This window comes from Rudanella paleaurantiibacter (assembly GCF_009184635.1).
Taxonomy (GTDB): Bacteria; Bacteroidota; Bacteroidia; order Cytophagales; family Spirosomataceae; genus Rudanella; species Rudanella paleaurantiibacter.
On record NZ_WELI01000007.1, the window covers coordinates 1 to 23,209 of the forward strand.

Annotated in this window: 17 protein-coding genes and 1 pseudogene; 13 read left to right on the plus strand and 5 right to left on the minus strand. The window is 53.4% G+C overall.

Annotation, left to right across the window (positions count from 1 at the left end; translation table 11 throughout):
* Positions 1-111 (plus strand): annotated as a pseudogene (locus tag F5984_RS26760) (IS5-like element ISMra2 family transposase); the annotation flags it as partial.
* A gap of 80 nt (positions 112-191) precedes the next feature.
* Here the strand turns inward: F5984_RS26760 and F5984_RS17410 are convergent.
* Positions 192-2,129: a sensor histidine kinase gene (locus F5984_RS17410; RefSeq protein WP_152125514.1), complete on the minus strand. Its 1,938-nt coding sequence runs from the start codon at positions 2,127-2,129 to the stop codon at positions 192-194.
* A 144-nt stretch (positions 2,130-2,273) separates the two neighbouring features.
* Here F5984_RS17410 and F5984_RS17415 point away from each other — a divergent pair, with 144 nt between their 5' ends.
* From F5984_RS17415 to F5984_RS17460, 10 genes are all read left to right on the plus strand, one after another.
* Positions 2,274-2,624, plus strand: a complete 351-nt coding sequence (locus tag F5984_RS17415) for a LytR/AlgR family response regulator transcription factor (RefSeq protein ID WP_152125515.1) — start codon at positions 2,274-2,276, stop codon at positions 2,622-2,624.
* Between the two features lie 42 nt (positions 2,625-2,666).
* On the plus strand, positions 2,667-3,200 hold the full coding sequence (locus F5984_RS17420; protein WP_152125516.1) for a hypothetical protein: 534 nt from the start codon (positions 2,667-2,669) through the stop codon (positions 3,198-3,200).
* 120 nt (positions 3,201-3,320) lie between these two features.
* Positions 3,321-7,448 (plus strand): LamG-like jellyroll fold domain-containing protein, encoded by a 4,128-nt coding sequence (locus F5984_RS17425; RefSeq protein WP_152125517.1) that lies wholly within the window; start codon positions 3,321-3,323, stop codon positions 7,446-7,448.
* Between the two features lie 180 nt (positions 7,449-7,628).
* Entirely contained in the window at positions 7,629-7,946 is a 318-nt protein-coding gene (gene rplU / locus F5984_RS17430) for a 50S ribosomal protein L21 (RefSeq protein WP_019989726.1), read from the plus strand.
* Between the two features lie 92 nt (positions 7,947-8,038).
* The gene (gene rpmA, locus F5984_RS17435; RefSeq protein ID WP_027303170.1) at positions 8,039-8,311 is read left to right on the plus strand and encodes a 50S ribosomal protein L27; all 273 of its coding nucleotides are present in this window, start codon (positions 8,039-8,041) and stop codon (positions 8,309-8,311) included.
* Between the two features lie 203 nt (positions 8,312-8,514).
* The gene (locus F5984_RS17440) at positions 8,515-9,117 is read left to right on the plus strand and encodes a NifU family protein (RefSeq protein ID WP_152125518.1); all 603 of its coding nucleotides are present in this window, start codon (positions 8,515-8,517) and stop codon (positions 9,115-9,117) included.
* A gap of 95 nt (positions 9,118-9,212) precedes the next feature.
* Entirely contained in the window at positions 9,213-10,640 is a 1,428-nt protein-coding gene (locus tag F5984_RS17445; RefSeq protein WP_152125519.1) for a DUF5723 family protein, read from the plus strand.
* 30 nt (positions 10,641-10,670) lie between these two features.
* Positions 10,671-11,969, plus strand: a complete 1,299-nt coding sequence (gene nhaD / locus F5984_RS17450; RefSeq protein ID WP_152125520.1) for a sodium:proton antiporter NhaD — start codon at positions 10,671-10,673, stop codon at positions 11,967-11,969.
* 66 nt (positions 11,970-12,035) lie between these two features.
* Positions 12,036-12,743 carry a LolA-like protein gene (locus F5984_RS17455; RefSeq protein WP_152125521.1) on the plus strand — a complete coding sequence of 236 codons (708 nt, stop codon included), beginning with the start codon at positions 12,036-12,038 and terminating at the stop codon, positions 12,741-12,743.
* A 321-nt stretch (positions 12,744-13,064) separates the two neighbouring features.
* Positions 13,065-14,114 carry a DUF3500 domain-containing protein gene (locus tag F5984_RS17460; RefSeq protein ID WP_152125522.1) on the plus strand — a complete coding sequence of 350 codons (1,050 nt, stop codon included), beginning with the start codon at positions 13,065-13,067 and terminating at the stop codon, positions 14,112-14,114.
* 25 nt (positions 14,115-14,139) lie between these two features.
* On the opposite strand, the gene F5984_RS17465 is transcribed toward F5984_RS17460, so the two are convergent.
* Together F5984_RS17465 and F5984_RS17470 are read right to left on the minus strand one after the other, a co-directional pair.
* Positions 14,140-15,585, minus strand: a complete 1,446-nt coding sequence (locus F5984_RS17465) for an MBL fold metallo-hydrolase (RefSeq protein WP_152125523.1) — start codon at positions 15,583-15,585, stop codon at positions 14,140-14,142.
* Between the two features lie 19 nt (positions 15,586-15,604).
* Complete coding sequence (locus tag F5984_RS17470) at positions 15,605-17,539, minus strand: gluzincin family metallopeptidase (protein WP_152125524.1); 1,935 nt, start codon at positions 17,537-17,539, stop codon at positions 15,605-15,607.
* A gap of 259 nt (positions 17,540-17,798) precedes the next feature.
* Here F5984_RS17470 and F5984_RS17475 point away from each other — a divergent pair, with 259 nt between their 5' ends.
* Positions 17,799-18,662 carry a YitT family protein gene (locus tag F5984_RS17475; RefSeq protein ID WP_152125525.1) on the plus strand — a complete coding sequence of 288 codons (864 nt, stop codon included), beginning with the start codon at positions 17,799-17,801 and terminating at the stop codon, positions 18,660-18,662.
* A 75-nt stretch (positions 18,663-18,737) separates the two neighbouring features.
* Here F5984_RS17475 and F5984_RS17480 read toward each other — a convergent pair whose 3' ends face one another.
* Positions 18,738-19,433: a 3-keto-disaccharide hydrolase gene (locus F5984_RS17480; RefSeq protein ID WP_246169091.1), complete on the minus strand. Its 696-nt coding sequence runs from the start codon at positions 19,431-19,433 to the stop codon at positions 18,738-18,740.
* Between the two features lie 143 nt (positions 19,434-19,576).
* On the minus strand, positions 19,577-20,269 hold the full coding sequence (gene recO, locus F5984_RS17485) for a DNA repair protein RecO (protein ID WP_152125526.1): 693 nt from the start codon (positions 20,267-20,269) through the stop codon (positions 19,577-19,579).
* Positions 20,270-20,450: 181 nt separating this feature from the next.
* Between recO and F5984_RS17490 the strand changes: the two genes are divergently transcribed.
* Positions 20,451-23,186 carry a T9SS type A sorting domain-containing protein gene (locus tag F5984_RS17490; RefSeq protein ID WP_152125527.1) on the plus strand — a complete coding sequence of 912 codons (2,736 nt, stop codon included), beginning with the start codon at positions 20,451-20,453 and terminating at the stop codon, positions 23,184-23,186.
* Positions 23,187-23,209: the final 23 nt, after the last annotated feature.

The window sequence follows — 23,209 nt, forward strand, 5'->3', positions numbered from 1 at the left end:
TATTTTAACCGCTTGAAACAGTATCGCCGGGTAGCAACTCGCTACGAAAAAACAGCCAGCAGCTTCTTGGCGATGGTTCATCTGGCTTCAAGTATGATTTTGTTGCTCTGATTGTCCACACACTCTAGATCACTGGTTTTTAGTGATTTGGGTTAGATATTCCCCGTTTTGCCGCACGGCCTGGCGCATGATTACGTAACCGACATGGATTCATTCGCCTGCTTAGGTTCGGTACGGAGAGTGTGGGTTGCAGTTGCGTATGGTACATCAATCATAACGAGGGTTCCGCCCAAACTGACTTCGCGCCAGAGTTGAGCACCAATGTATTCGGCTCGTAACTGGCTACTGGTGAGGCCCAGGCCGGGCTTATTCCCCTCATTAGCGACGGCCCGGCTCCCCAATCCGTCATCCTCGACCATAATAGTCAGGTGGTCGTTATGATAAAGCAGCTGGACAGCAGTCCGGGCGGCCTGCGCATGCTTGTTTATATTTTGAATTAGCTCTGAGACGATCCGGTAGAGGTTCAGTTCGACATCGGTAGCCAGTCGGTACTCTGATCCGGCTACCACAAACGAAAACCGGGTCGGTTGGCTAGGCTGACTCTGTACGAGTTGCTCCAGGGCGGCCCGTAGGCCAATCCGGGCAAATTCGGGCGGCATCAGGTTATGGGCAATACGCCGGAGGTCGTGACTGCTTTGCCGAATGAGGGGTTCAAGGGCGTCGAGTTCGTGGGCTGCCTGCGGGTCGCGCAGATGCTGGCGGATGTCGGTCAGGCGTCGGCGTATAGTGGCCAGGGTTCCGCCGAGGTCGTCGTGGAGGTCGGCGGCAATGCGCTGGCGTTCGCTTTCCTGAGCCTGAATAATGGCTTCGTTGGTGCGGGTCTGTTCGTGCGCCAGCGAGAGTTGTAAAGTAAAGTACTGTTGGCGGAAGCGATTGTACCGCACCGTAAGGCCAAACGCCAGGATTGTTTCTTCCCACAAAAAACTGGGAATCAGCCAGTCCGTTGTGTAGGATCCGGCGTTGATAACATTCAGCAGGGTTAGCGTGTACACCACCGAACTGATGAGCATGAAGCTAAGGGCGGCCACGTAAATATAAGCGGCCTGGTTTCGCTTGCCTACTTGCTCCACAAACACGCTAACCAGTACAATGGCGTTGGCTATAATCCAGATCAGAAGCAGAGAAAGGCCCAACTTGAGTATATAAGCCGGTACCGATGCGGGCCGGAGCAGCGATAGAGAGCACCCTACGATGGACACAATCAGAATATACCAGGCCAGCCAGTGGACCACCCGGTAGAAACGACTGCTGGTGGCTGTCAGATTGAGGTATTTCTTGATCAAGAACAGGTTGGTACTGGCCCAAATGCCCGATACCATCGTCATAATCAGTGAATTGCTGTAGGTGAAAGTAGGCCAGAGAAACTCAAAACCATACCCTAAATTGATGAGTACGAACGATACAATAGCCACCTGATGAGCCATAAATAACAGATGGACGGAATCGTCGAGTGAGAACCACAGAAAGAAATTAAACAGAAAAATAAAGGCCGCTATACCCAGAAAGAAAGCGACCACAGCTGAATCGGTCCGCACTTTCTGCAAAAATTGACTGGCTGAATACAGGCCAATGTTGCCCGAAATGTATTCGTTCTTTTTCTCCAGTAAGATCAGGATGTCGGCTTCTTCGTGGGCTGCCATTTTGACGGGTATGGCAAAATAATTGAGCCGAACCGGGCGACTGCTAAACGGCAGTGCATCACCGGTCAGCGCGAGGGTGTCGATAGCCCTGCCCCGTTGACGAAACGCCTGAACATAGTGAATGTCGATTCGGTCGAGGGTAAACAAGACCGTTTTAGCGGCTCCCTCGTTGGCTAGCCGGAAGTAAAGCCAGACGTAGCCAGCCTGGAGGCCAAGATTGATGTGTTCCTGTTTGATAGCGGCCAACCGCACCTGCCGGATCGATGCAAACGCTTGTTGGGGCGATAACTTCTGAGGGGTTGTGTACAAATAAGCCGATTGGCTCAATGACCACTCGGTTTGGTTACCGATTCGGATGGGTTGAACCGGGCCGGCCCAGGCCGCGCAGATCACGAAGCAAACCACGCCGAGGGTCAGGGCTATCTTCATAGGGAAGCGTATTTAGCCAAAGGTAGCCGAAGCGTCAGGTACGAAAAATACCCCTTTCGGGGGATTGTCGGAGAGAGTTGGAAACGGGAGTTTTGTTGTTAGGTGTACTGCCTGTTTTTACTCAAAGCCGTTAATATCCATTCCATGCCTACCTCATATATCCCTCAGACGCAAGCGTTGCAGTTGCCTTTTTTCAATTGCAGGCAGTGGGTCTCGTGTTCCGATATTGTCCGTTTCGAAGGAGTAGGGAACTACACGCGGTGCTACTTCCGGGATGGTTCGAAAATTCTGGTGGCTCGCTCGCTCAAGGTATTGTCTGGCCGTTTGCCCGATGGCGCTTTTGTTCGTGTCCATCGGAAACACTTGCTCAATGTGCAGTTTATCCGCAGCCTCTCTGTTGCCTTTTGTCAGGTCATCATGAGCAATGGCGAACAAATTCCGGTAGCCCGCCGTCGGGTGGCCGAGTGCCGGGCGTACTGGGCCAGCCTGAACTGAACCTACTTTCTTGTTCTTAAAACATACATTACAGACTATCGTATGAAGCTGCACAATTACTTTCGCCCAACGGGCAATCTCTCGCTGTTTGGGGCTTTTTTGTTTATGGTTTACGGAGCCTCTTATCGGCCTCAATCTACTGTTGCTGGCATAGTTGATCACTATAAGGTAGGCGATGTGGTTCATTCAATTCTAGCCCCTGCTGATTTTTACAGAATGCACGGAGGTATGGACCCTTATGGAGAACCTAAATGGCGACTGATGACAGGTCAACTACTTTCCGCTAATACCGACCTTCGTAAGCTTTTCTCTTCTCAATTGATTAACGGTACAAACCTGCCTGATGCTCGGGGTGTATTCTTGCGGGGCATGAATGAGGACAGATCCACAGGTTCGGGAGATGCTGCTGGAAACAGAGGTATTGGTACATATCAGTCAGATGAATTCAAAGCCCATAACCACCGCACAGATATTTTAGTGAAGTGGGGAAACTGGTCGTATGGTGGTAATAACTGGGCAACCCAATGGGGAGATGGTCAGGTAACTGGCAATACGGGTGGGGCTGAAACGCCGTAAGCCCCCGGAATGATTGGCGGTTAGCTTCAGTAACTGGCAATACGGGTGGGGCTGAAACCCGTCCACGCAACATTGCGCTGTACGTATACATCAAAGTCAGCGAATAACCCTCCTGCACTCATGAAACAATTTCTACTTTGGGGATTACTGTTGCTGGCAACTTCTGCCTGGGCTCAGTCTTTCTCTGCCGAGTATCAGAATAGCATGCGGACGCAAAAGATGCTCGCAGGGTCGTCTATTGCGTATGGGAATAACCTGCCCGGTGAGTTGGCTATTCTACAGCAGAAACGGGCTAACCTGCCTAAAGATGGCTCTGGCAACGCAAAGTTTAACCAGGAGGTGCAGAACTTCATTGTTCGTATTGAAGATGAGCGTATTCGAACCGACCGGAACCTAACCATCGCCAGTACTCTGGTGGAGGGATCACAGGCTGTCTACAAAGTTGCCAAGTTTGCAGAAAAAATGGGCTTTAAACACCCGTGGGTGGTGGGTATCGCCAAAACAGGCGATGTAATGCAGTCAGGGTATGATGCTATACCAAACCGGTACAAACCAGAAATTACGTTTGGCCCGGCCCGGCTTCAGCAGGAAGCAACAAAGTTCTATGACGGTAAATTACAGGAAGCGTTAGATCTGCTCAAGTTTAAAGGCACGCCAGATCAGAAATCGGCGTTTGTGAGCCGATTACAAAATCCATATTATAAGGATAAGGCTACCAAATACTTCAATGATGGCAAACCAGCTGTTGCAGGATCTACTATGACAGTGGAGGAGGCAACGGCTGCTGGTCTTGATGCAGATACTAAAACAGAGGAGATCATTGACGCTCAAGTTGATTTCATGGCGAAAACCACGGCTATTCTGGAGCGGAGTTACATTACAGCTCTGGAAACCAAGAAGGAAATAGCGAATATTAAGGCTAGTATAAAAGTAATAAATCAGGAGCTAAGGGCCACGAATCTGACTCAGCAGCAAATACTTCAGAAACAACAGCAGCTAACAGAGTTTACCCGACAGTTTGCCGTCAACGTAGATCTAGCCTTTAAAGCTACGAGTCAACGACTTACTAATATTGAAGGGAAGTTAACTGATTTGAGCGATCCAGTTTTACAGTCCATTCTGCGAGAGAATGTCGGAATTGACGATAAGATTAGCCTAATCCAAAAAGCTCAGCAGGCCGCTAATGCAGGCCAAAATACTGTTTTTGGTCCTCCAACGACTGAGATGAAAGGAAAGATCAATGACATGCTAAAGCATTATGAGAATGAAAAAGAACGCCTAAAAATTGAGCAATACACGCAGATTGCCGATAAAGCAGTAGCCTATGGCCAGTTAGGTTTAGCCGCTATGGACCGCTTCAATATCGGGTCTGAGAAAGATCGGAAGTTTATTAAAAATGCAATTTTTGCGGTTCGGGTTGGAGCGGCAGCTGCGAGAGCTTATGGGGGCGACCCCAGTGCATTGATTCAGATTGGTTTTGAATTATTGAGTAAGCCTAAGCCTAGCCCTGAAATGATGATGCTTCAGCGTATTGACCAGCGGTTAGAGCAGTTGGAGCAAACCGTTTTCCAGGGGTTTGAGAGTGTACACCAGCAAATCGAAGCATCTCACCAGGATTTAGCTGATCGCATCAATTTTGTGAATCAGCAAGTGGGTAATCTCCGCCAGCAAATGGCCAATGAACACATTGAAACAATGGTAACGCTGGAAGATATTCAGAATAGGCTGAATTTTGTTGTAATGCAGAATTTTCTGCTGGATGCAAAGCTCACCCAATTGCTCAATACGGACACCGATGCCTGTTTTGAGCCTTATAATACCTATACCAATTTTGTTGAAATAGACCCAGTATTCTTGAAGGCTGACTCTCAGTTAGATTACCTGAATTCATTCATCAGCGGACAGCGCTGTGAATCATGTCTGGACGGTATGCTAAAGTTACTGAATAAGGACTTCTTAGGGACTAACAGCGCGGCATGGGACTATACGGTTGATCAAACGGAATTGAGTCGCTATGTAGACAATACAAATAACTTGTTTATCCAGCCTCAATTGTACGACAAATTGCTGTCTTATTGGAAAGTACGTTTTCTGAACAACCCAGTTGCTGTACAACGTGACTTAGCAACTGTAGCAATGTTGTATCCGGCTATAAATGCTTCAGCGCTCACTGCCCCTATGAACCATTTCATTAGCCAGAACCCTACACCAACCCTACGTTTTACTGAGACGCTCGATAGTCGGAAGTATATCAATTACAAGAAGGTTGTTCAGTTAGCCAACTATGTGTACAAGTTCTATCCAATGCTGGAACTTTACAGTGGTGATGCCAATTCAGGTCGGTTGTTCGCAAACTATACACAGCTTCGGCAAGCAGGCAGTTTCTCAACATTTCGGACTCAATTGTTGCAAACAGGCTTGCAGAAAGTATTAACGCTTATTGAGCGGAGTATGGTCCATGAGTCACTGATGTCCGGAAATCTGGTTTTGGATCAAATGCAAGCGATTCTGCGGACTAAGCACCATCCTGAAACCGCTAACTTGTTTACGATACTTCGGTCGAACCCGATTATAGCCCAGAATTTTGCTTCTTATCTGATGGCTACCACCATCAAAACGAATGAGGTGTTTGATGCTAATTTGAAGCAATTTGACAACCGGCAGAACCAGTACATTGACCTTGAAACATTGATTGAAGATCAGGATGCAGCTTATTTTTTCTTAAAGAATTCGTCAACGGGTCTATCGCTGGGTATTCAAAAACAATACCTTGAGAAAAATAGTCTCGGACAGGATCAGCTTACAGAAGATTGGGTAGAACTGCCACTCATTCAGGATATTCAGAGTACAACTGACCCGGTTTCTGGTACTACCAATGTTAAAGAGCTCTATGTCATTGATCGTTTGACTATGACTAATGCTTTCCATGAACTGCTTGATGCTCGTGAGAAAATCATGTCTCTTATCACCGAGCGCCAGATCATGAGCGGTATTGTAGCAGTTGATGTGCCGGATAAATTAAGTCCCAAAAAGATTGATTATATTCTCTTCAATGAGCAAGTATTAGATGATGTTTATTCAAATATCCGAGTTGCTGCTTGCCAAAGTTTACAATCTGGTCCCTGGAGCACAACAGGTACATGGTCATGTGGGCGTATTCCTACACTCGCAGACATAGTGATGATAAATGCGGGGCACGCAGTAACCATCTCGGATAATACAGCTCAGGCGAAATCACTCTTATATGCAGGGGGGACGTTGACGTACAATTCGGCGGGCCGGCTGCGGTTGGCATTCACGCCCCCGAACTCCCTCAATCTGTCGGGTAATCTGGAGTTTGGTCAGACCGCCGTTGGGCAAACTACGAGCCGGACGCTTGTGATTCAGAATACCGGTGAACCCGTTACGCTCACAGGGCTCACACTACCTGCCGGTTTTTCAGGGGTTATTAGCGGAACATTAGCAACAGGAGCGTCGCGCTCGGTGGTTATCACGTTTACGCCTACCTACGCGGGTGGTTTCAACGGCCCTATCACGATTAATACGAGTCCGTCAGCTACTAATAACAGCACGAATCTATTTGCGTCGGCCAACATCAATACGCTTGTGAACGGACTGGCGATGCACCTGCCTTTTTCCGGCAATGCCAACGACGCGAGCGGCAACGGGAACAATGGAACCGTGAGCGGAGCTACACTCACAACCGACCGTTTTGGGGCGGCTAATCAGGCATACTCATTCGCACGGGCGGGAAGTCAGTTTGTCCGCGTCCCTAACAGCACAAGTATAAATCTGACCAGTACGGCCGTGACTCTCTGTGCCTGGGTACGGCCAGACTGGCAGGGAAGCACCACAAACATGGCTATCCTGTCAAAAGCTCAAAGTCTAAGCAGTTCAGGAAGGCAGTATGGTATAAGCACCAATGGGCCATCATTCTTAAACGTTGATCTGAATACAGGCATAGGCACCCCTGTTCAGAGTTGGAGTTGCTCAAGTTGTACGCTACAGCCAAACGTCTGGCAATTCATCACCATAGTGTACGATGGGACAACCCTAAAATGGTACAAAGATGGCGTTCCTCTGTTCCAGATACCTAAAACAGGCAACATCATCGGTACAACGAGCGACTTGATTATCGGAGCTTTTGCCGACCGGACGCAGTCGTTATTCAACGGAGCCATTGACGATGTGCGGATTTATAACCGAGCGTTGAGTATTACTGAAATTTGGGATTTGGTGCAACTGTAAAATGTCCACCGTGCATGTTGAGTAATAATGATAATTGGCAGTTCAGATAAGCTAATTGTTTCAACGGTTCAGTAGACCTATTCTCAATTCAGCGGGTCTTCTAAAAACGAAGCACTTAACCCTTGCCAAACGGTTGACTTTTTGCTATCTTTGCACCCTCATTTTCAAGTTATACAAATCATGTACGCAATCGTAGAGATCGCAGGACAGCAGTTTAAGATCCAGAAAGGCCGCTCAATCTATACCCATCGGTTGGCGGGCGACGTGGACGCTGTACTTGCATCCGACCAGATCAAAGTTCTGCTCGTTGATAACGAAGGAACCATCTCGGTTGGCGCACCCGTTGTTGAAGGTGCTGCCGTTTCGGCCAAAATCGTTGAACACCTGAAAGGCGAAAAAGTAATCGTCTTCAAGAAGAAACGTCGGAAAGGCTACAAGAAGAAAAACGGTCACCGTCAGTATCTGACCAAAGTACAAATCGAAGACATTACTCTTTAACGTTTACAGTATTCGGTTTACAGTTTGCAGTTCTTATCGGCTGTTTCTTCAACTGAAAACTGAGGACTGAAAACCGAAAACTTTTTAAGAAAATGGCACACAAGAAAGGTGTAGGTAGTTCCAAGAACGGCCGCGACTCGATCAGCAAGCGATTGGGTGTAAAACTCTTCGGCGGCCAGAAGGCCATTGCCGGTAACATCATCGTTCGTCAGCGGGGTACGGTTCACCACCCCGGCAAAAACGTAGGCTTGGGTAAAGACCATACCCTGTTTGCGTTGGTCGACGGTACGGTACAGTTCCGCCCGGGCCGCGCCCGTCGTTCATACGTTGACATCGTTCCGGCTGCGGAAGCGACGGTGGCTTAATTGCCCCATCAACTGTATGGCTCAAAACCCGCTTTGCTTCGGCAGGGCGGGTTTTGTTTGTTGGGCGCAACTAAAAAAAACAGAGCGCTGTTTCTGAGAAGGCTGTACTGGCCTGGGTAAATACTCGGGCGGGTATGCAGTATCAAACAAAAGGTTATTCACAAAGGCGGGTTAAATACCGCCTGTTTCGCAATCATAAAGGTATGAACTCACTCCTTCGTCGTCCGATTTCCATTTTTGCCCAGCAGAACCCCAACCCGAACTCGATGAAGTTCGTGCTCAATGTCGAATTGGCCCCCGATGGTCTTTCGTTCGACTATGCCGAACCCGGCGAAGCCCTGCTCGACGGGAAAGCGTCGCCCCTGGTGGTGGCTCTGTTTGGTTTTGAGTTTGTGACACGGGTGTTTATTGCGAGCAACTTCGTGACCATCACCAAAGACGACGCGACCGACTGGGACGAGGTGATGTTCGAGCTGAAGCAGTTCCTGAAAGAATATTTCGAAGATCAGAAGCCGGTATTTGCCCCTCGTACCATGGAGGCCAATACGGTGCGTGTAGAGGCCGATTCGGAAACGGTGCAGAAGATCAAAGCCGTACTGGAGCAGTACGTGCGGCCAGCCGTTGAATCCGATGGGGGCGCTATTAACTTCCACTCGTTCGATGAGCAGACTGGCACCGTAAAAGTCTTGTTGCAGGGCTCTTGCAGCGGTTGCCCCTCGTCGACGCTGACGCTCAAAGCTGGTATCGAAAACCTGATGACGCGTCTGGTGCCCGACGTGAAACTTGTGGAGGCTGAGGGCGTATAACCGGGTTCCGGTACCTCACTGGTGTTTCCTTTTCCTCGAAAATTTGGGCTTTGTTGGGGCGTGGTGCGTTATTTGAACGATCAATGCCCCTGAACATGATATATACAAAATGGTTAGGGCCGGTCTGCCTGTTGCTGAGCGCAACAGTAAGTCCGGCTCAAAATTTTCTGGGAATCTCAACCAGTCCCAATACCGGTACGCACCGCACGTACCTCAACCCGGCCCTGGCCGCCGAAACGCCCCATCGGCTGTTTCTGCACGCCGGTTCGGCTAACCTGCACGTCAACAATAACTTCGTGCGGTATCAGGCTCCGTTTTCGTTACTGAAACTGTTTACGGGCAATGTCCCCGACGTGTACCGGCAAGCCAACGGCAATGTTCGCTTTGAGTCGGACTATACCACCGAAATTCTCGACGGGAAGCCGAAAAACGCCACCGTTTGGGGCGAATTGCGCGGGCCTGCCATTCAGATGCGCCTGGGTCCAACGGCCGGGGTACTCACCTTCTCGACTCGCTTGCGCGGTATCGGGCAGGTTAATGGGGCTTCAGAACAGCTACTGTCAGCCCTACGGGCCAGCCTGAACACCTCCAGCTTGTACAGTATTCCCAGCAGCGATAACCGATTTGGCGTCAACACGAATGCGTATGCCGAATTGGCCCTTTCGTACGCCAACACGATTGTGGATGCCGACGGGTTCCGGGTGTCGGGTGGTCTTACGGTAAAACGGCTGCGGGGTTACTCGGCCGGTTCGTTTGTCAACCGAGGACTCGATTATCAGCTCGAAGCCGGCACCGGCCCCAATGCCGACCCGGCCCTGGTGGTGTCGCGCGTGAATGCTGATTTGGCTTATACAACCTTTCTGGAAAACCGACGGCTCACCCCGTCGACACTTTTCTCGGCCAATGCACCCGGCCGGGGCTGGGGCTTTGACCTGGGTTTGTCGGTGCTGTTGCAGTCTGACGATGATCGACTGCTGCAACTCGGCCTCGGCCTGACTGATTTGGGCGGTATGAAGTACACGGGCGAGGTGTACGACGTGAATCAGCGGAATGTGCGGTTCGAGGCCGACGATTTCAACTCGACCAACGTGGGAAGTTTTGAGCAGGTAGCTACCGTTATCCGTAACCGATTAGGGATTCTGGAAGATGCCGACCCGTCGCCGTTTCGGGTGGGACTGCCCACGTCGCTGAATTTCACCGCCGACTATCAGCTGTCGGCCCACACGGGTATAAGTGCCGTTTGGCTACAAAATGTGCGGGCAGCCGACGACCCGTCTGTACGGCAGCCGTCGCTGGTGAGCATTGCCCCCCGTTTCGAGACAGGTGTGGTGGGGTTGTCGTTACCGATTACGTACATCAACCGGGGGGTCGCGCTGGGGCTGACGATCAAGGCGGGGCCCGTGCGCGTGGGGTCCGATAATCTGCTGGGTCTTTTAGGTAGTGGGCAGAATGGTCTCCGGCCACGCGGTACCGACATTTACGCCGGGGTTATGCTGGGCATCAAAAGCCGCGACGAGGAGTAGCAGACCTGAGGCTGCTGCTATCTTTGTAGCATGATTCTCGCCCTTATTCTGACCTTTGTGGTTGGGTACACGCTCATTACGCTCGAACATCCGCTTCGAATCAATAAAACGGCTACGGCCCTCATTACAGGCGTGGTATGTTGGGCGGTGTATGCCCTTGCGGCTACCGAAAGTCATGAGGTGGGCGAGCAGTTGACCGAGCACCTGGGGCATACGGCCGAAATCCTGTTTTTTCTGCTGGGGGCCATGACCGTGGTCGAGCTGATTGATGCGCACGATGGTTTTACGCTCATCACCGACCGGATTGCCAGCCGTAATACCCGCACGCTGTTCTGGATCGTGGGCGGGCTGACCTTCTTTCTGTCGGCCCTGCTCGATAACCTCACTACGGCTATTGTGATGGTTTCGGTAGCCCGTAAGCTGGTGCGCGACAACGAACAACGGCGCTTGATGGCCGGGTTGATTATTATTGCGGCTAATGCAGGTGGGGCCTGGTCGCCCATTGGTGATGTGACTACCACCATGCTCTGGATTGGGGGGCAAATCACTACCGTCAACATCATTACGACCGTGTTTTTGCCCAGCCTGGTGGCTCTTCTGGTTCCCTTGTTGGTACTTACGCTCCGAACACCGACGGGAGCCACAGCTTTTGTGGCCTCGCCCGATGAAGCGGGTGTCAGCCGCCCGTACGTAGACGCCACGGCCCGGCGCGACCGGCGACTCATGCTTGCTATCGGGCTGGGTGGTATGTTGTTTGTTCCGATTTTTAAGGCATTCACCGGTCTGCCGCCGTACATGGGTATGATGCTCGTACTGGGTGTTATCTGGGTTGCGTCGGAGTTGATTCACAGCGACAAGGACGACGCCGACAAAGAGCCGTTTACCCCGGCTTACGCGCTGAGCAAGATAGACGCGCCCAGTATTCTGTTTTTTCTGGGTATTCTGCTGGCGGTTGGCTCGCTGGAGGCAACGGGTGTGCTACGGAGTCTGGCCGAGTCGCTCGACGCGGCCGTGGGCAATCTGGACCTGATTGTAGTTCTCATCGGGCTGGTGTCGGCCGTTGTTGATAACGTACCGATTGTGGCTGCGGCTATGGGTATGTACGAGCTGTCGACGTTTCCGGCCGATGCCAAACTGTGGGCATTTCTGGCGTACTGTGCGGGTACAGGGGGGAGTATTCTGGTGATTGGGTCGGCGGCTGGGGTGGCCGTCATGGGCATGGAGAATCTCGATTTCGGCTGGTATTTCCGCAAAATCAGCGGATTAGCCTTGCTTGGCTATCTGGCCGGTGCCCTGACGTATCTGGCCATTTTTGCCTTGCTGCATTAAGCTGTTTTTGCCCGAAATTTTCGTTATTTGAGCCCATTATCAAGACGACCAAAAAACAGAACCATCATGAAAAAAGCATTGGTAGCTTTCCTGTTAGCTCCCTTCCTCTACGGGCAGGCTGTAGCGCAAAACTTACCCTCGGCACAGGAAGTAATGGACAAGTACGTAGCGGCTGTTGGCGGCAAAGCCATGCTGGCTGGTATTCAGGATATGCGGGTCGAAATGTCGACGGAATTCAACGGCAACCCTGTGCTGATCACCCGTAAAATGAAAGCGCCCAACAAATTCGTGCAGATTATCAACGCCAACGGGATGGAGGTAATGCGTATGACGGGCGACGGTAGCAAAGTAAGCATGGGCGGTATGCAGGGCAGCCGCACGATGGAGGGCAAAGATGCACAGGGCATGATTCTGATGAACACGCTCTTTGGTGAACTGCGCTATGCTGAGATGGGCGTGAAAAGCACCGTTGCTGGCGTTGAAGCAGTGAACGGCAAAGATGCCTACAAGGTTGACCATGCCTCGGCCGATGGCGCGGTGACGTGGTCTGATTTTTACGATAAGGAGACGGGCCTGAAAGTGCAAAGCGTGGCTACGCAGAACACCCCCCGTGGTCCTATGACGCAAACTACCACCTTTGCCGACTACAAAGACTTTAAAGGGCTGAAATACCCTACGACGATGGCGCAAACCGGTGGCCGGGCCATGCAGATGAGCGTGGACAAAGTAAAAGTCAACGACGGGGCTAAAGACGCTGATTTTGAAGTGAAATAACTCAACCCTGTATGGGAAATTGAAGCCGCCGGGCCCCGCCCGGCGGCTTTTTGTTTGTGGGTAAGCCCCGTTTGAGAAACGGTTGAAAATGAATCGGTAAGACGGCGGCTTGGTGGTCTTTTTGTTTAAACAACGTGAATTATGCATACTGGCTGACGCAAGGGCCTTCGACAGGCTCAGGCTGACTGGGGGCTCTCAAGACGAATGTCAGCCCGGACCGCGTGCGGTTGAGCCTGTCGAAGGCCTTTGCGTAGCAACTACTTGTAGGACAGGGGTTGTACAGTGCGCATTATTCATAACTCACGTTTAAACGCTATCCGGATGTACGCTTTCCGATTTCTTCCTTTCCTATGGCTGCTGGGGCCGTGGGCCGCTTTAGCCCAGTCGGCCGCATCGACCGCTAACGATGCCATGCGCGAGGCCGCCCGGCAGTTCGCCCAAACATTGTCGGCTGAGCAGAAGCAGCTGGCAATCTTTACCTTCGACCACGACGAACGATTTGTGTGGCATTACACGCCCGTTAGTCGCAAAGGATTGTCGATGAAGGGGATGACGGAGCCGCAACGCCGGGCGGCTTTGGCCCTGTTGCGTACTGGCCTCAGCGACGAAGGCTACCGGAAGGCGCTCGACATTATGGATACCGAAAATGTGTTGCGGGTAGTTGAGAACCGGCCGCCCAATGATACGTACCGCGACCCTGACAACTACTTTCTGACCCTCTTTGGCGATCCCGAAGGCACCCAACCCTGGGGCTGGCGTTTCGAGGGGCACCACTTATCGGTACAGTTTTCGTCGCTCACGGGCCAGATTATGGGGGCTACTCCCTTGTTTTTGGGCAGTAATCCGGGTGAGGTTCGGGCCGAGGTGCCGCAGAAGGGACGGCAGATTCTCCGGCGCGAAACCGAGCTGGCGTTTGCGCTGCTCGAAACCCTCACGCCCGAACAGCGGCAACAGGCGGTGCTGGCCACCCGTGCGTACAACGACCTCGTGACCGGCAACCGTCGCCGTGCGTCGCTCGACCGGATGGATGGGCTTCCGCTGGCTCAAATGACCGATCGCCAACGCACGCTATTTCTTCAATTACTCCAGACCTACCTGGCTAATTATCGGGTTACGCTGGCCAAACAGCAACTGGAAAAACTCGAAAAAGCCAATCTTGATTCGCTCCGGTTTGCCTGGGCGGGTGGGCTACAGCCGCAACTGGGCACCGGCGAAAACGGCTGGTACTACCGTATTCACGGCCCAACCATTCTGATCGAGTACGACAATACCCAAAACAACGCCAACCACATTCATACCGTGGTGCGCGACCTCACCAACGATTTTGGCGAAGACATGCTCCGAACCCACTACGAGCAGAGGAAGCATTGAGGGAATGGAAAATGGTACGTATAGCCTATCCAATCGTGTACTCCGTCCAGAGGGGCCACGCGGCACCGGGGCGGTTGCTGGGGCTATGTCGCAGAGCCTTCAAAAATGCCTGCTGCTCGGTGGCATCGGTTACTGAGGGGTAACGCGGGTCGGGCAGGGGCGGGGTGTGCCCATCGGCCTGAATCACGCGCCCCCGTGTTTTCTCGACCAACCGTTTGTACAGGCCCCCAAAAGGCATATCCCACTTTTTTTTCTGCCGGGCAAACGTTTCATCGACCGGAATCATAGCTACCAGGTCGGGGTGGGTCATGCGTTCGAGGCCCTGCTCGCGGAGGGTAGCGTTGTGGCTGCCGTGATGCCCCACCTTGTAAAATACCGTTTTGGCTAACAGTTGCTGCGTAGTTAGGTTCGGGAAATCCGTCCACTTACAGCTATCCCACGACAGCCAGTTGCCCACCTGTGCATCGCCCGGAAAGAGCAGCACCCGCCCCGAATCGACCAGCTCGATAGCCAGCGCAAGGCTTGTGTTGTTGGTGTCGCCGTCGAGTTGCAGGGCCAGGTCGCCCACGGCGTAGAGCCAATCGTTGTCGATTCGGCGGTATCGTTGGTCCGTGCCGGCCGGGTCGGTATCGTTCCAGTACCGGTTGCAGAAAAACGGGTCGTTCTGGGCATCGGTAATGCTCATCTGGTACGAGGAGTCGAACGGAATGGCGTCTTGTCGGTCGGGGTCGGTGTTGGTTTTGTCGGTGGCCGGAATCAGCAGGGCATAATTGCTCCGTTCCCCACCCGCAAAGTGGTACACCTCGGGTCGGCTGCGCGTAGGGTCGCTTTTGCGGAGTAGTTCAGACCGGGGCGGCCCCAGCACAAAAAAGCGGACGTTGGGCAGAGCGGCCACCGGTGCCATTGACCCCGGTTCCACGTACAAGACCGGCTGCTCAGGGTCGGTGGGGGCCTCTTTCAGAAACCGTAATGCTTTCTGGTTGATGCTCAGCCGGTCGTTGGCGGCTAAGGGTTCACCAAACCCGGCAAACTCCAGCACCGATTCAACGGCCGCGAGGGTATCGGGACTGATGCCCCGCCGAGGGTCGTGCCGGAGTTGGGTCATCGTTTGCTCCAATTGCTCAGCAAACCCGTTCATGGTGGCTTTAAGGGCATTGGCCATCGGGTCGGCGGGGTTTTCGGTCCAGGCAAGCCAAACCTGCCCAATCTGAATTTGCGCCCGAAACGACTCTTGCGCGTACCAAAACCCCGACAGGTGGTCCTGGTGCTCGTGTGTGGCAACGACCACATCGAGCCGACCGTGGGTAGTCTGGGCAATGTCGTCGACAACGGCGTTGAGCGTTTCACGTTCGGCAGGCGACCCTCTGAACAGTCCGCAGTCGATAAGCATAAACCACGGCTTGGCTTTGCCCTCGAACCGGAGCAGAAAGCAGTCGCCAAGACCTACGTTGTACATTCGGATAGTTACCATTATCAGAAAAAGGTCAGGGTTAGCGGTGCAAAAAGGCAAAGGGTTCGCGGTTGGCCAGCCCGAAGTACATGGCCCGGTTACTGGGGGCATTGCGTTGCCCGGTCACGTAGGCAAGCTGTTCGGTCAGTCGGCGTTCATCCCGGAAGTTTTTTCGGATGCAATAGCGCAATTTCAGCCCGGTGAGGTCGAAAATAAGCGTGCATCCGCCCCGAAACCGGATGGTAGAGCCATCGTCGGCCGTCACATCGCGCCGTTGGGTGAGCACCACAATGGCCTGACTGACGGTGTCACCGTCAGGCGTAACCCGCTGGGCCTGCCGTACCGAATGGACCTCAAAAACAGGTTTCTGGTCGTTCCAGACGGGGTCATTCGACAGGCAAAGCCCCGTTAGTTCATCGAACTTTTGGGTATCGGTCATCTTGCTGATTTTATTGTGGATGAGCCCTTTTACGCCCTTGAAAAAGTTGTACGAATCTTCGCGGGTTTTCACATCCGAAACCTTAAAGAGTTTGTCTTTCAGGATTTTGGTAAGCGTTCGGAAAATCTTGCCTTCTTCAAATTCTTTCAGTTTCTCGTCGGTTACGACCTCCCAGCGCAGGCTCTCGGGTGAGAGTGTCTTGATGCCTTTCGGGTAGATGCCGCGCTTCCGAAATGCGCCGATAATAGCCAGCCGGTAGTTGTGGGTATCGTCGGAAACAAGGTCGTAGTCGGCCGTAATCAGGGCGCGGAGGTAATCGCCGAAATTCAGGTCGACGGGCGGGCAGTAGTCGAGCGCCCGGATGCACATACTGAGCAGATGCCGGGCTGTTTTGGCGGCTTCGCCCGCGAGCCGCCTGACCAAATCGGGGTGCAGGTCGCCTTGTGGCAGAATCCCGGTGCCGTTGGTGGCAATTCGGAGCAGGTCTTCGCTCCGGCTTTTGTACAGAATCAGAAAACTCTCGAACAGGGCAGCCAGGAGAATATTACCCCGTGCGTGGGCTTCGGTGGTGGTTTCGTACTCCGACGGTTTAGGCGTTTTTACCTGCCACTGCCCCGTTTCGGGGTTTATTTCGCCGATTGCGTCGCGGAGTGAGTTACGCTTACCCCGCGCCAGCCCAAATTGCTGGCCAAGCTTACTCAAATAGCTTTGCGCCGATAAATCGCCCCGGGTATCGGCAATTTGTTGGTAGAGCACTTCGGGGAAGGTGAAGTGCTGAAAGAGCGCAACGATGTCGGAAAAAGCCTCGTGAAAGGCCAACGCGTCGGGGTTGGTGTTTTCTACGTAACGTCGGTGCATCCCGTCGAGCACGGCATGGGTCATTTCGTGGGCAATAATGTCGTGCGAGAGGCAGGTAAACACCAGCCCGCCCGGTAGTTGGCCGGTGGTGTTATCGTTGAGGGCCGGAAAATAGCCGAACAGAATGGCCTTTTTGTCGGGGCTGTAATACGCGTTGGCCTCGCGCAGGGCGTGTGGGTACAAGCGCAACCGACGCACAAACGCGTGCCGCCCCTGCACTTTGCCGGAATCGTCGGTCGTTTCGTGGTAATCGTTCCAGAATACCCATCGGCCCAGTGCCCGCTCCATATTCTGAATGGTGGTCATGGCCACAGCGTACACCATCTGCTGATGAAACTGCGGGTTCCCTTCCGAGGGGGCAAGGCCGTCCTGAGCCAGCATATAGGGGTCGCTCAGGTCAACGGGGTGGTAAAATACCCCACTTGCGGGGTCGTAATCCACCACTTCGAGGTACTCGCCCACCGGCCCTTTTGAGAGGGTACCACCCGTATCGGTTTCTTCCTCTTCCCAACGCACTTTATAAACTACCTCATTGATGGTAGCCGTGGCTATTTCGAGCGACAGACTGGGGTCGAACGCGTAGCCCCGCAGTTTGCGGTAAGGAGGCACCGGGCAGGTAGTGGGTGGGCTTTTGCGCTCGGTCTGGAGCCGTGATTCCTGGGGCGAATATTCGAGCATGAGCAGCGTAAAAAAGGCTAAAGAGGGTCAGAAATGCCTACTGAGAAGGTTGTATGAGGTCGATTGTCTATACTTAAAGATACGCAAAAATGGGCGTTTTTTCAAGGGGGATTTTCCCGTTTTTAGGCGTTGGTAAGCGGCTGAAGACAGAGGGGCGGGGTTCGCTCAGGAGACTTATTGAGCTTTCGGAAACGGACGGTGCAGTATGGCGGTTGTACAAGAAGAGGATTTCGTTTCTATTGGATAAATCACCATTTCTATGAGCCAAACCAAAGTGTATATCAAAGACACTGTATTAATTATTGCGGGTATTTTCTCGGTAGCCATGGGCCTGAAAGGGTTCCTGCTGTCGAGTCATTTTATTGATGGGGGCGTTACGGGAATCTCGATGCTCATTGCTAACCTGACGGGCTGGTCGCTCTCGGTTATGTTGCCCTTGTTTAACCTGCCGTTTCTCATTTTAGGATACTACCAGATTGGCCGGTCGTTTGCCATTAAAAGCGCCCTGGGGATTACCGGATTAGCCCTTTGTATTGCCGTGGTGCCATTTCCCGATGTGACGCCCGACTTGCTGCTGACCGCCATTTTTGGGGGGGTGTTTATCGGCGCGGGAATCGGGTTGGCCATGCGGGGCGGGGCCGTACTCGATGGCACCGAGGCTGCGGCCCTGTTGTTGAGCCGCCGGTCGAGTCTGTTGCGCGTGGGGGATATTATTCTGGTAATCAACGTATTTATTTTCGGCGCGGCTGCGTTTAGCCTGGGCGTTGATGTGGCCTTATACTCTATGATTACCTATTTCGGGGCTTCTAAAGCGATTGATTTTCTGGTACACGGTATTGAGGAGCACACGGCCGTGCTGATTGTTTCGGATCATGCCGAAACGGTGCGCCTGATGCTAACTGAAGAGCTCGGCAAGGGGGTAACGGTGCTGAAAGGGCAGAAGGGCTACGGTAAGCGCGGCCATCACCGCGAAGCTACCGATGTCCTGTATACGGTGGTGACCCGGCTGGAACTGAGCCGCCTGCGCGACGCCGTCGAACTCATCGACCCCAACGTGTTTATGATTCAGCACGGAATCGACGATGCCCGCGGGGGATTGGTGAAAGGAAGGCCGCTGCATTAATGAGTGATTGAGCGAATGAGTGATTGAGTGAAAAGTACCCTACTTCGCTCAATCACTCATTCGCTCAATCACTCATTACATTTCCTTTACCCGGATGTTACGATACCAAACGGTGTCGCCGTGGCCTTGCAGGGCAATTTTGCCTTTGCCGTGCGGGTTGGCGTAGGGCATCTTGGCAAATTTGCTCTTGGCAACCATACCTTTCCAGGTGTCAGAGCCGTATTCGTACTCCACTACTTTTTTGCCATTGAGCCAGTGCTCTACGTGGTTGTTATTGACCAGAATCCGGCCTTTATTCCACTCGCCCGCGGGTTTCGAAACATTAAGGTCGCCGGGGGGGATCATGTCGTAGTTGGCGGCCGTTAGCTGATTGTTATTCAGCTTCATGAGCTTGCCGTCTTTGTCGCGCCACTCGTAGCCTTTATCGTCGATTACCTGATACTCCGGCCCCGAAACGTAGGTCTGGTTATACTGGGCGTCTTCCAGAACTTTGTAAATAACCCCGCTATTGCCTTTGGGCTGCACTTTAAATTCAAACTCCAGGTCGAAGTTTTCAAACTCTTTGTCCGACACCAGGTCGCCCTGCTTGCCATCGGTGGTGAGGGCACCGCTTTCGACCTTCCAGCCATTGGTGTCGGTTTTGAGGTACCGATGCCAGCCCGTGGTGGTTTTACCGTCGAAGAGCGAGGTCCACTTGGTTTTTTTGGGGGGTGGGGTGGCTGCTGTCAACGTGGCAGCCAACAGACCCAGCATAAAAAGGGAACGTTTCATAGAGTCAGTAAGCTAAGATATCTTCTCTGCAACCGAGGTGGTCGGGGGCAGCTTCTTTTCTTACTAAAAGCCCCGAATCGGCGGAATTACTGCTGTAAAGTTTATACAAGCCCCGATTGTGCGCCAATGTGTCTGAGGATGAATCAGCTCAGCACCTCGCGCAGTACCGGCAGCGACTTGATTTCGCCCAGCGAGTCGACGTGAATTCGGTAGTAGGCCACCACCGCGTCGAGCAGTTCGTTGCGCGCGGTTCGGCTGAGGGGAGCGGGCGTGCCGTAGGGGTACCTAATGAGCCCATTCAGGGCCAATTCGGTCTCACTGTCGGGTAAAAACGGGTACGAATGTTCGCGCAGCTGATTTTCGAACTCGCGGGCTCCCTCGGGGCTGAAACCCAGAAACGACGTGAGTTTCAGCAAAAAGGCAAGGTGAAAGTTCTCGTAATGCGCCTGAGCCTCCTCCAGAAACAGCACCGACTCGACTAGAAATCGAAATAGTACCGGGCTCCCCGTTTCTTCTTTCAGGGTTTTGGTGAGCATCTCGGTCACAAAAAGCCCCATACTTGTTTTGGCCACTTCGAACGGCAGGCTCTGAAAAGGGTAGCTTGTTTTTACCTCCGAAAGCCGGTGTAAATCCCGGTCCTCCTTGTAATACACCACCATGTCGAGCAACGTGAGCGGCTGGAACAAGGCAATTTTGTTGTTCTTATTTTTGGCCGAGCGTACGCCGTTGACTAAGTAGCTTTGCAGCCCAAAATCTTCCGTGTACACTCGGGCAATGATGGAAGTTTCCCGGTATCGAATATAGTTGAGCGCTACTCCTTTGGTCTTCTGTAACATACGGGTAAATCGGCGAGTGAGGGCTTGTGGCTGGCTCTAAAGGTAGAAACAAGCGCTCGATAAGTTTGCTTTTTTAATGCGTGAGTGTACGTAGGAAAAGTGTAGTATTGAAATTATATACATGTCAGGATTTTCATGAAAAGGCTATCCTGAACCCTCTTTATCATTAACACAAATCGGTATGAAAAAATCTACGCGTTTATTTCGTTTTCTTGCCTTACTACTGATGCTCATGGCCCCTCTGTTTGCCGAGGCTCAGGTGCGTACCCGTCGGTTGGCGGCTGGTAGCGATCTGCGTTCGCAGGGGCTCATGGGCAATCGGCAGTTAGTACCTACCCTCAGCTTGCCTGCGGTTGATGCCGCCCCGCTGCTGGCCGAAGACGCCCGCGACGACAAAGCTGGCCGACCGATGCGATTTGGGGTGCCTCGTTTGGTGGATGTAGATATTCTGGGAACGGCATCCAAAGCCAATATGGCCGGTTTTCGGGTGTATCAGTACCGGATTGATGCCGCCGGGGCTTTGTCGATCAATCTTATTTTCAGTCGCTTGCAGTTGAAGCCCGGTGCCCGAATGTACCTCTACAACGGTGACGGTTCCATGCTGATTGGGCCTATTACCGACGCCCAGAACACCGGCAACCGCGAGTACTGGACCGATGTGCTACAAGGCTCCAACCTGACTATTGAGGTGCAGGAACCCCTTGCGGGCGAGGGCGCCAGTCAGGTACACCTACGCTCGGTGGTGCATGGGTACAAAGCCGTTTCGAAACTGTTCGGGCAGGCGGGCAGCTGCCATCCCAACATGGCCTGCTACCCCGACTACCAGCCGCAGGGCGATGGGGTGGCAATGATTCTGTTGGCCGATGGCTCGCGGTTATGCACGGGGTCGATGCTCAATTCGATGCGGCAGTCGTTTCGGTCATTTTTTCAGTCGGCGTTCCATTGTGCCGACCTAGACGATACTGGCGTGCTGGAAGACTACGAACTGAACGACGTGCAGAACTGGCTCGTGCGGTTCAACTACCAAAGCCCCACCTGTTCGCCTTCGCAGGAAGACCTTGACGTGATTACGCTGAACGGCACTACGTTCCGGGCGGGCTACCCGAACAGTGATGTGCTGCTGGTTGAGCTGACGCAGCAGATTCCGGCCGAGGTAAACACAACCTACAACGGTTGGAACCGGGGGGCGGCTACCACGAGCAATAATTTCGGGATTCACCACCCGCGCGGAGACGTCAAGAAAATATCGTTTACCAATGCCGACACACAGGTTAGTGGCTATGGAGGATTCGGTGGAGATACCCACGTAATTGCTTTCTGGGGTGGTTTGGGAACCACCGATCCAGGCTCGTCGGGCTCGCCCCTGTTCGATGGCAACCGGCGCGTTGTGGGCCAGTTGCACGGTGGACCGTCGTTTTGTGGCGCTACCGGATTCAGCCTGCGCGATTACTACGGCCGCTTCTTTACGTCGTGGACGGGGGGCGGTTCGCCCGCAACCCGCCTGAGCGACTGGCTCGACCCTGACAACACAACTAATCTGACTACCGACGGAGTGAAACCGTTGGTCAGCGGCCCGGCGGCTTTGTCGTCAGTGGGGACGTTTGCCCTCAATACCCTCAATGCCTCGGTGGTGTCGTGGTCGGTGACGGGCGCGGCCGGGGCGGTGTCGCCCATGTCGGGCGCAGGCAATAGCGCCAGCCTGACCCCCCTGACCTCGGCTTCGTCGCTGACGCTCACGTTTAGTGTCAGCGATGGGCAGGGATACCCTATCCGGTTTACAAAAGTGTTCGATACGGCCGTGACGCCCCCGCCTGCCAACACGGCGCTCACATTGCTGACGCCCTCGTACGATTGCGCTACGGGGACAATTACCTTCAACACAAGCGGGGGGGATGGCTCGCCCATCACCTACTCGGCCGTGGGGGTGCAACGGGCCTCGGCCAACAGCAACACGGGCACAGTGGAAGCGGGCCTGCGCGCCGACCCTAAGCCGCTCCTGATTACCGCGACCCAAAGCGGAACAACCGTGAGCCTGTCTTTTGATTTTGGGCAGTACTGCACCAGTCCGGGTAGTGTGACTACCACGCCACCGCCATCGGGTTCGGCCCTCGCGTTGCTGCCCCCCACCTACAATTGCGGCACCGGAGCCATTACCTTCAACACGAGCGGGGGCGACGGTTCGCCCATTACCTACTCGGCCGTGGGGGTACAACGGGCCTCGGCCACCAGCAACACGGGCATTGTTGAAGCGGGCCTCCGCGCCGACCCTAAGCCACTGTTCATCACAGCTACCCAAAACGGGGTCACGGTGAGCGTATCTTTTGATTTTGGGCAGTACTGTGCCAGTCCGGGTAGTGTGACTACCACGCCACCACCTTCGGGCTCGGCCCTCGCGTTGCTGCCACCCACCTACAATTGTGGCACGGGAGCCATCACTTTCAACACGGCTGGTGGCGACGGCTCGCCCATTACCTACTCGGCCGTTGGCGTACGGCGAACCTCGCCCACGAGTGCTACCGGCACGGTGGAGGAAGGTCTGCGGGCTGACCCCAAGCCGCTGGTGATCTCAGCTACGCAAAGTGGTGTCACCACCAGCATCACCTTCAACTTCGGTGCGTTCTGCGCGGGTAGCGCCCGCATGGCCTCAACCGAGCTGGCTAACTCCCTAAATGTGGAGGTCTTGGGCAACCCCACACCGAGCGAGTGGGTGAGCCTGCGGGTGAGCGGTCTTGGTAGCGCCAGTTTGCAGGTGCAAACGGTTGATGCGACGGGCCGCCCGGTAGCCGATGGTGCGTGGACGGTGGGAGGCACAACGGCTACGGTGGCAGTTAAGTTGGGCCGCATGCCGGGCGCGTATCTGTTGCGGGTACAATCGGGCAGCGCGGTGAAAACAGTGCGCGTTGTGAAGAATGAATAAGATTTTTCCAAGATAAGACTTGT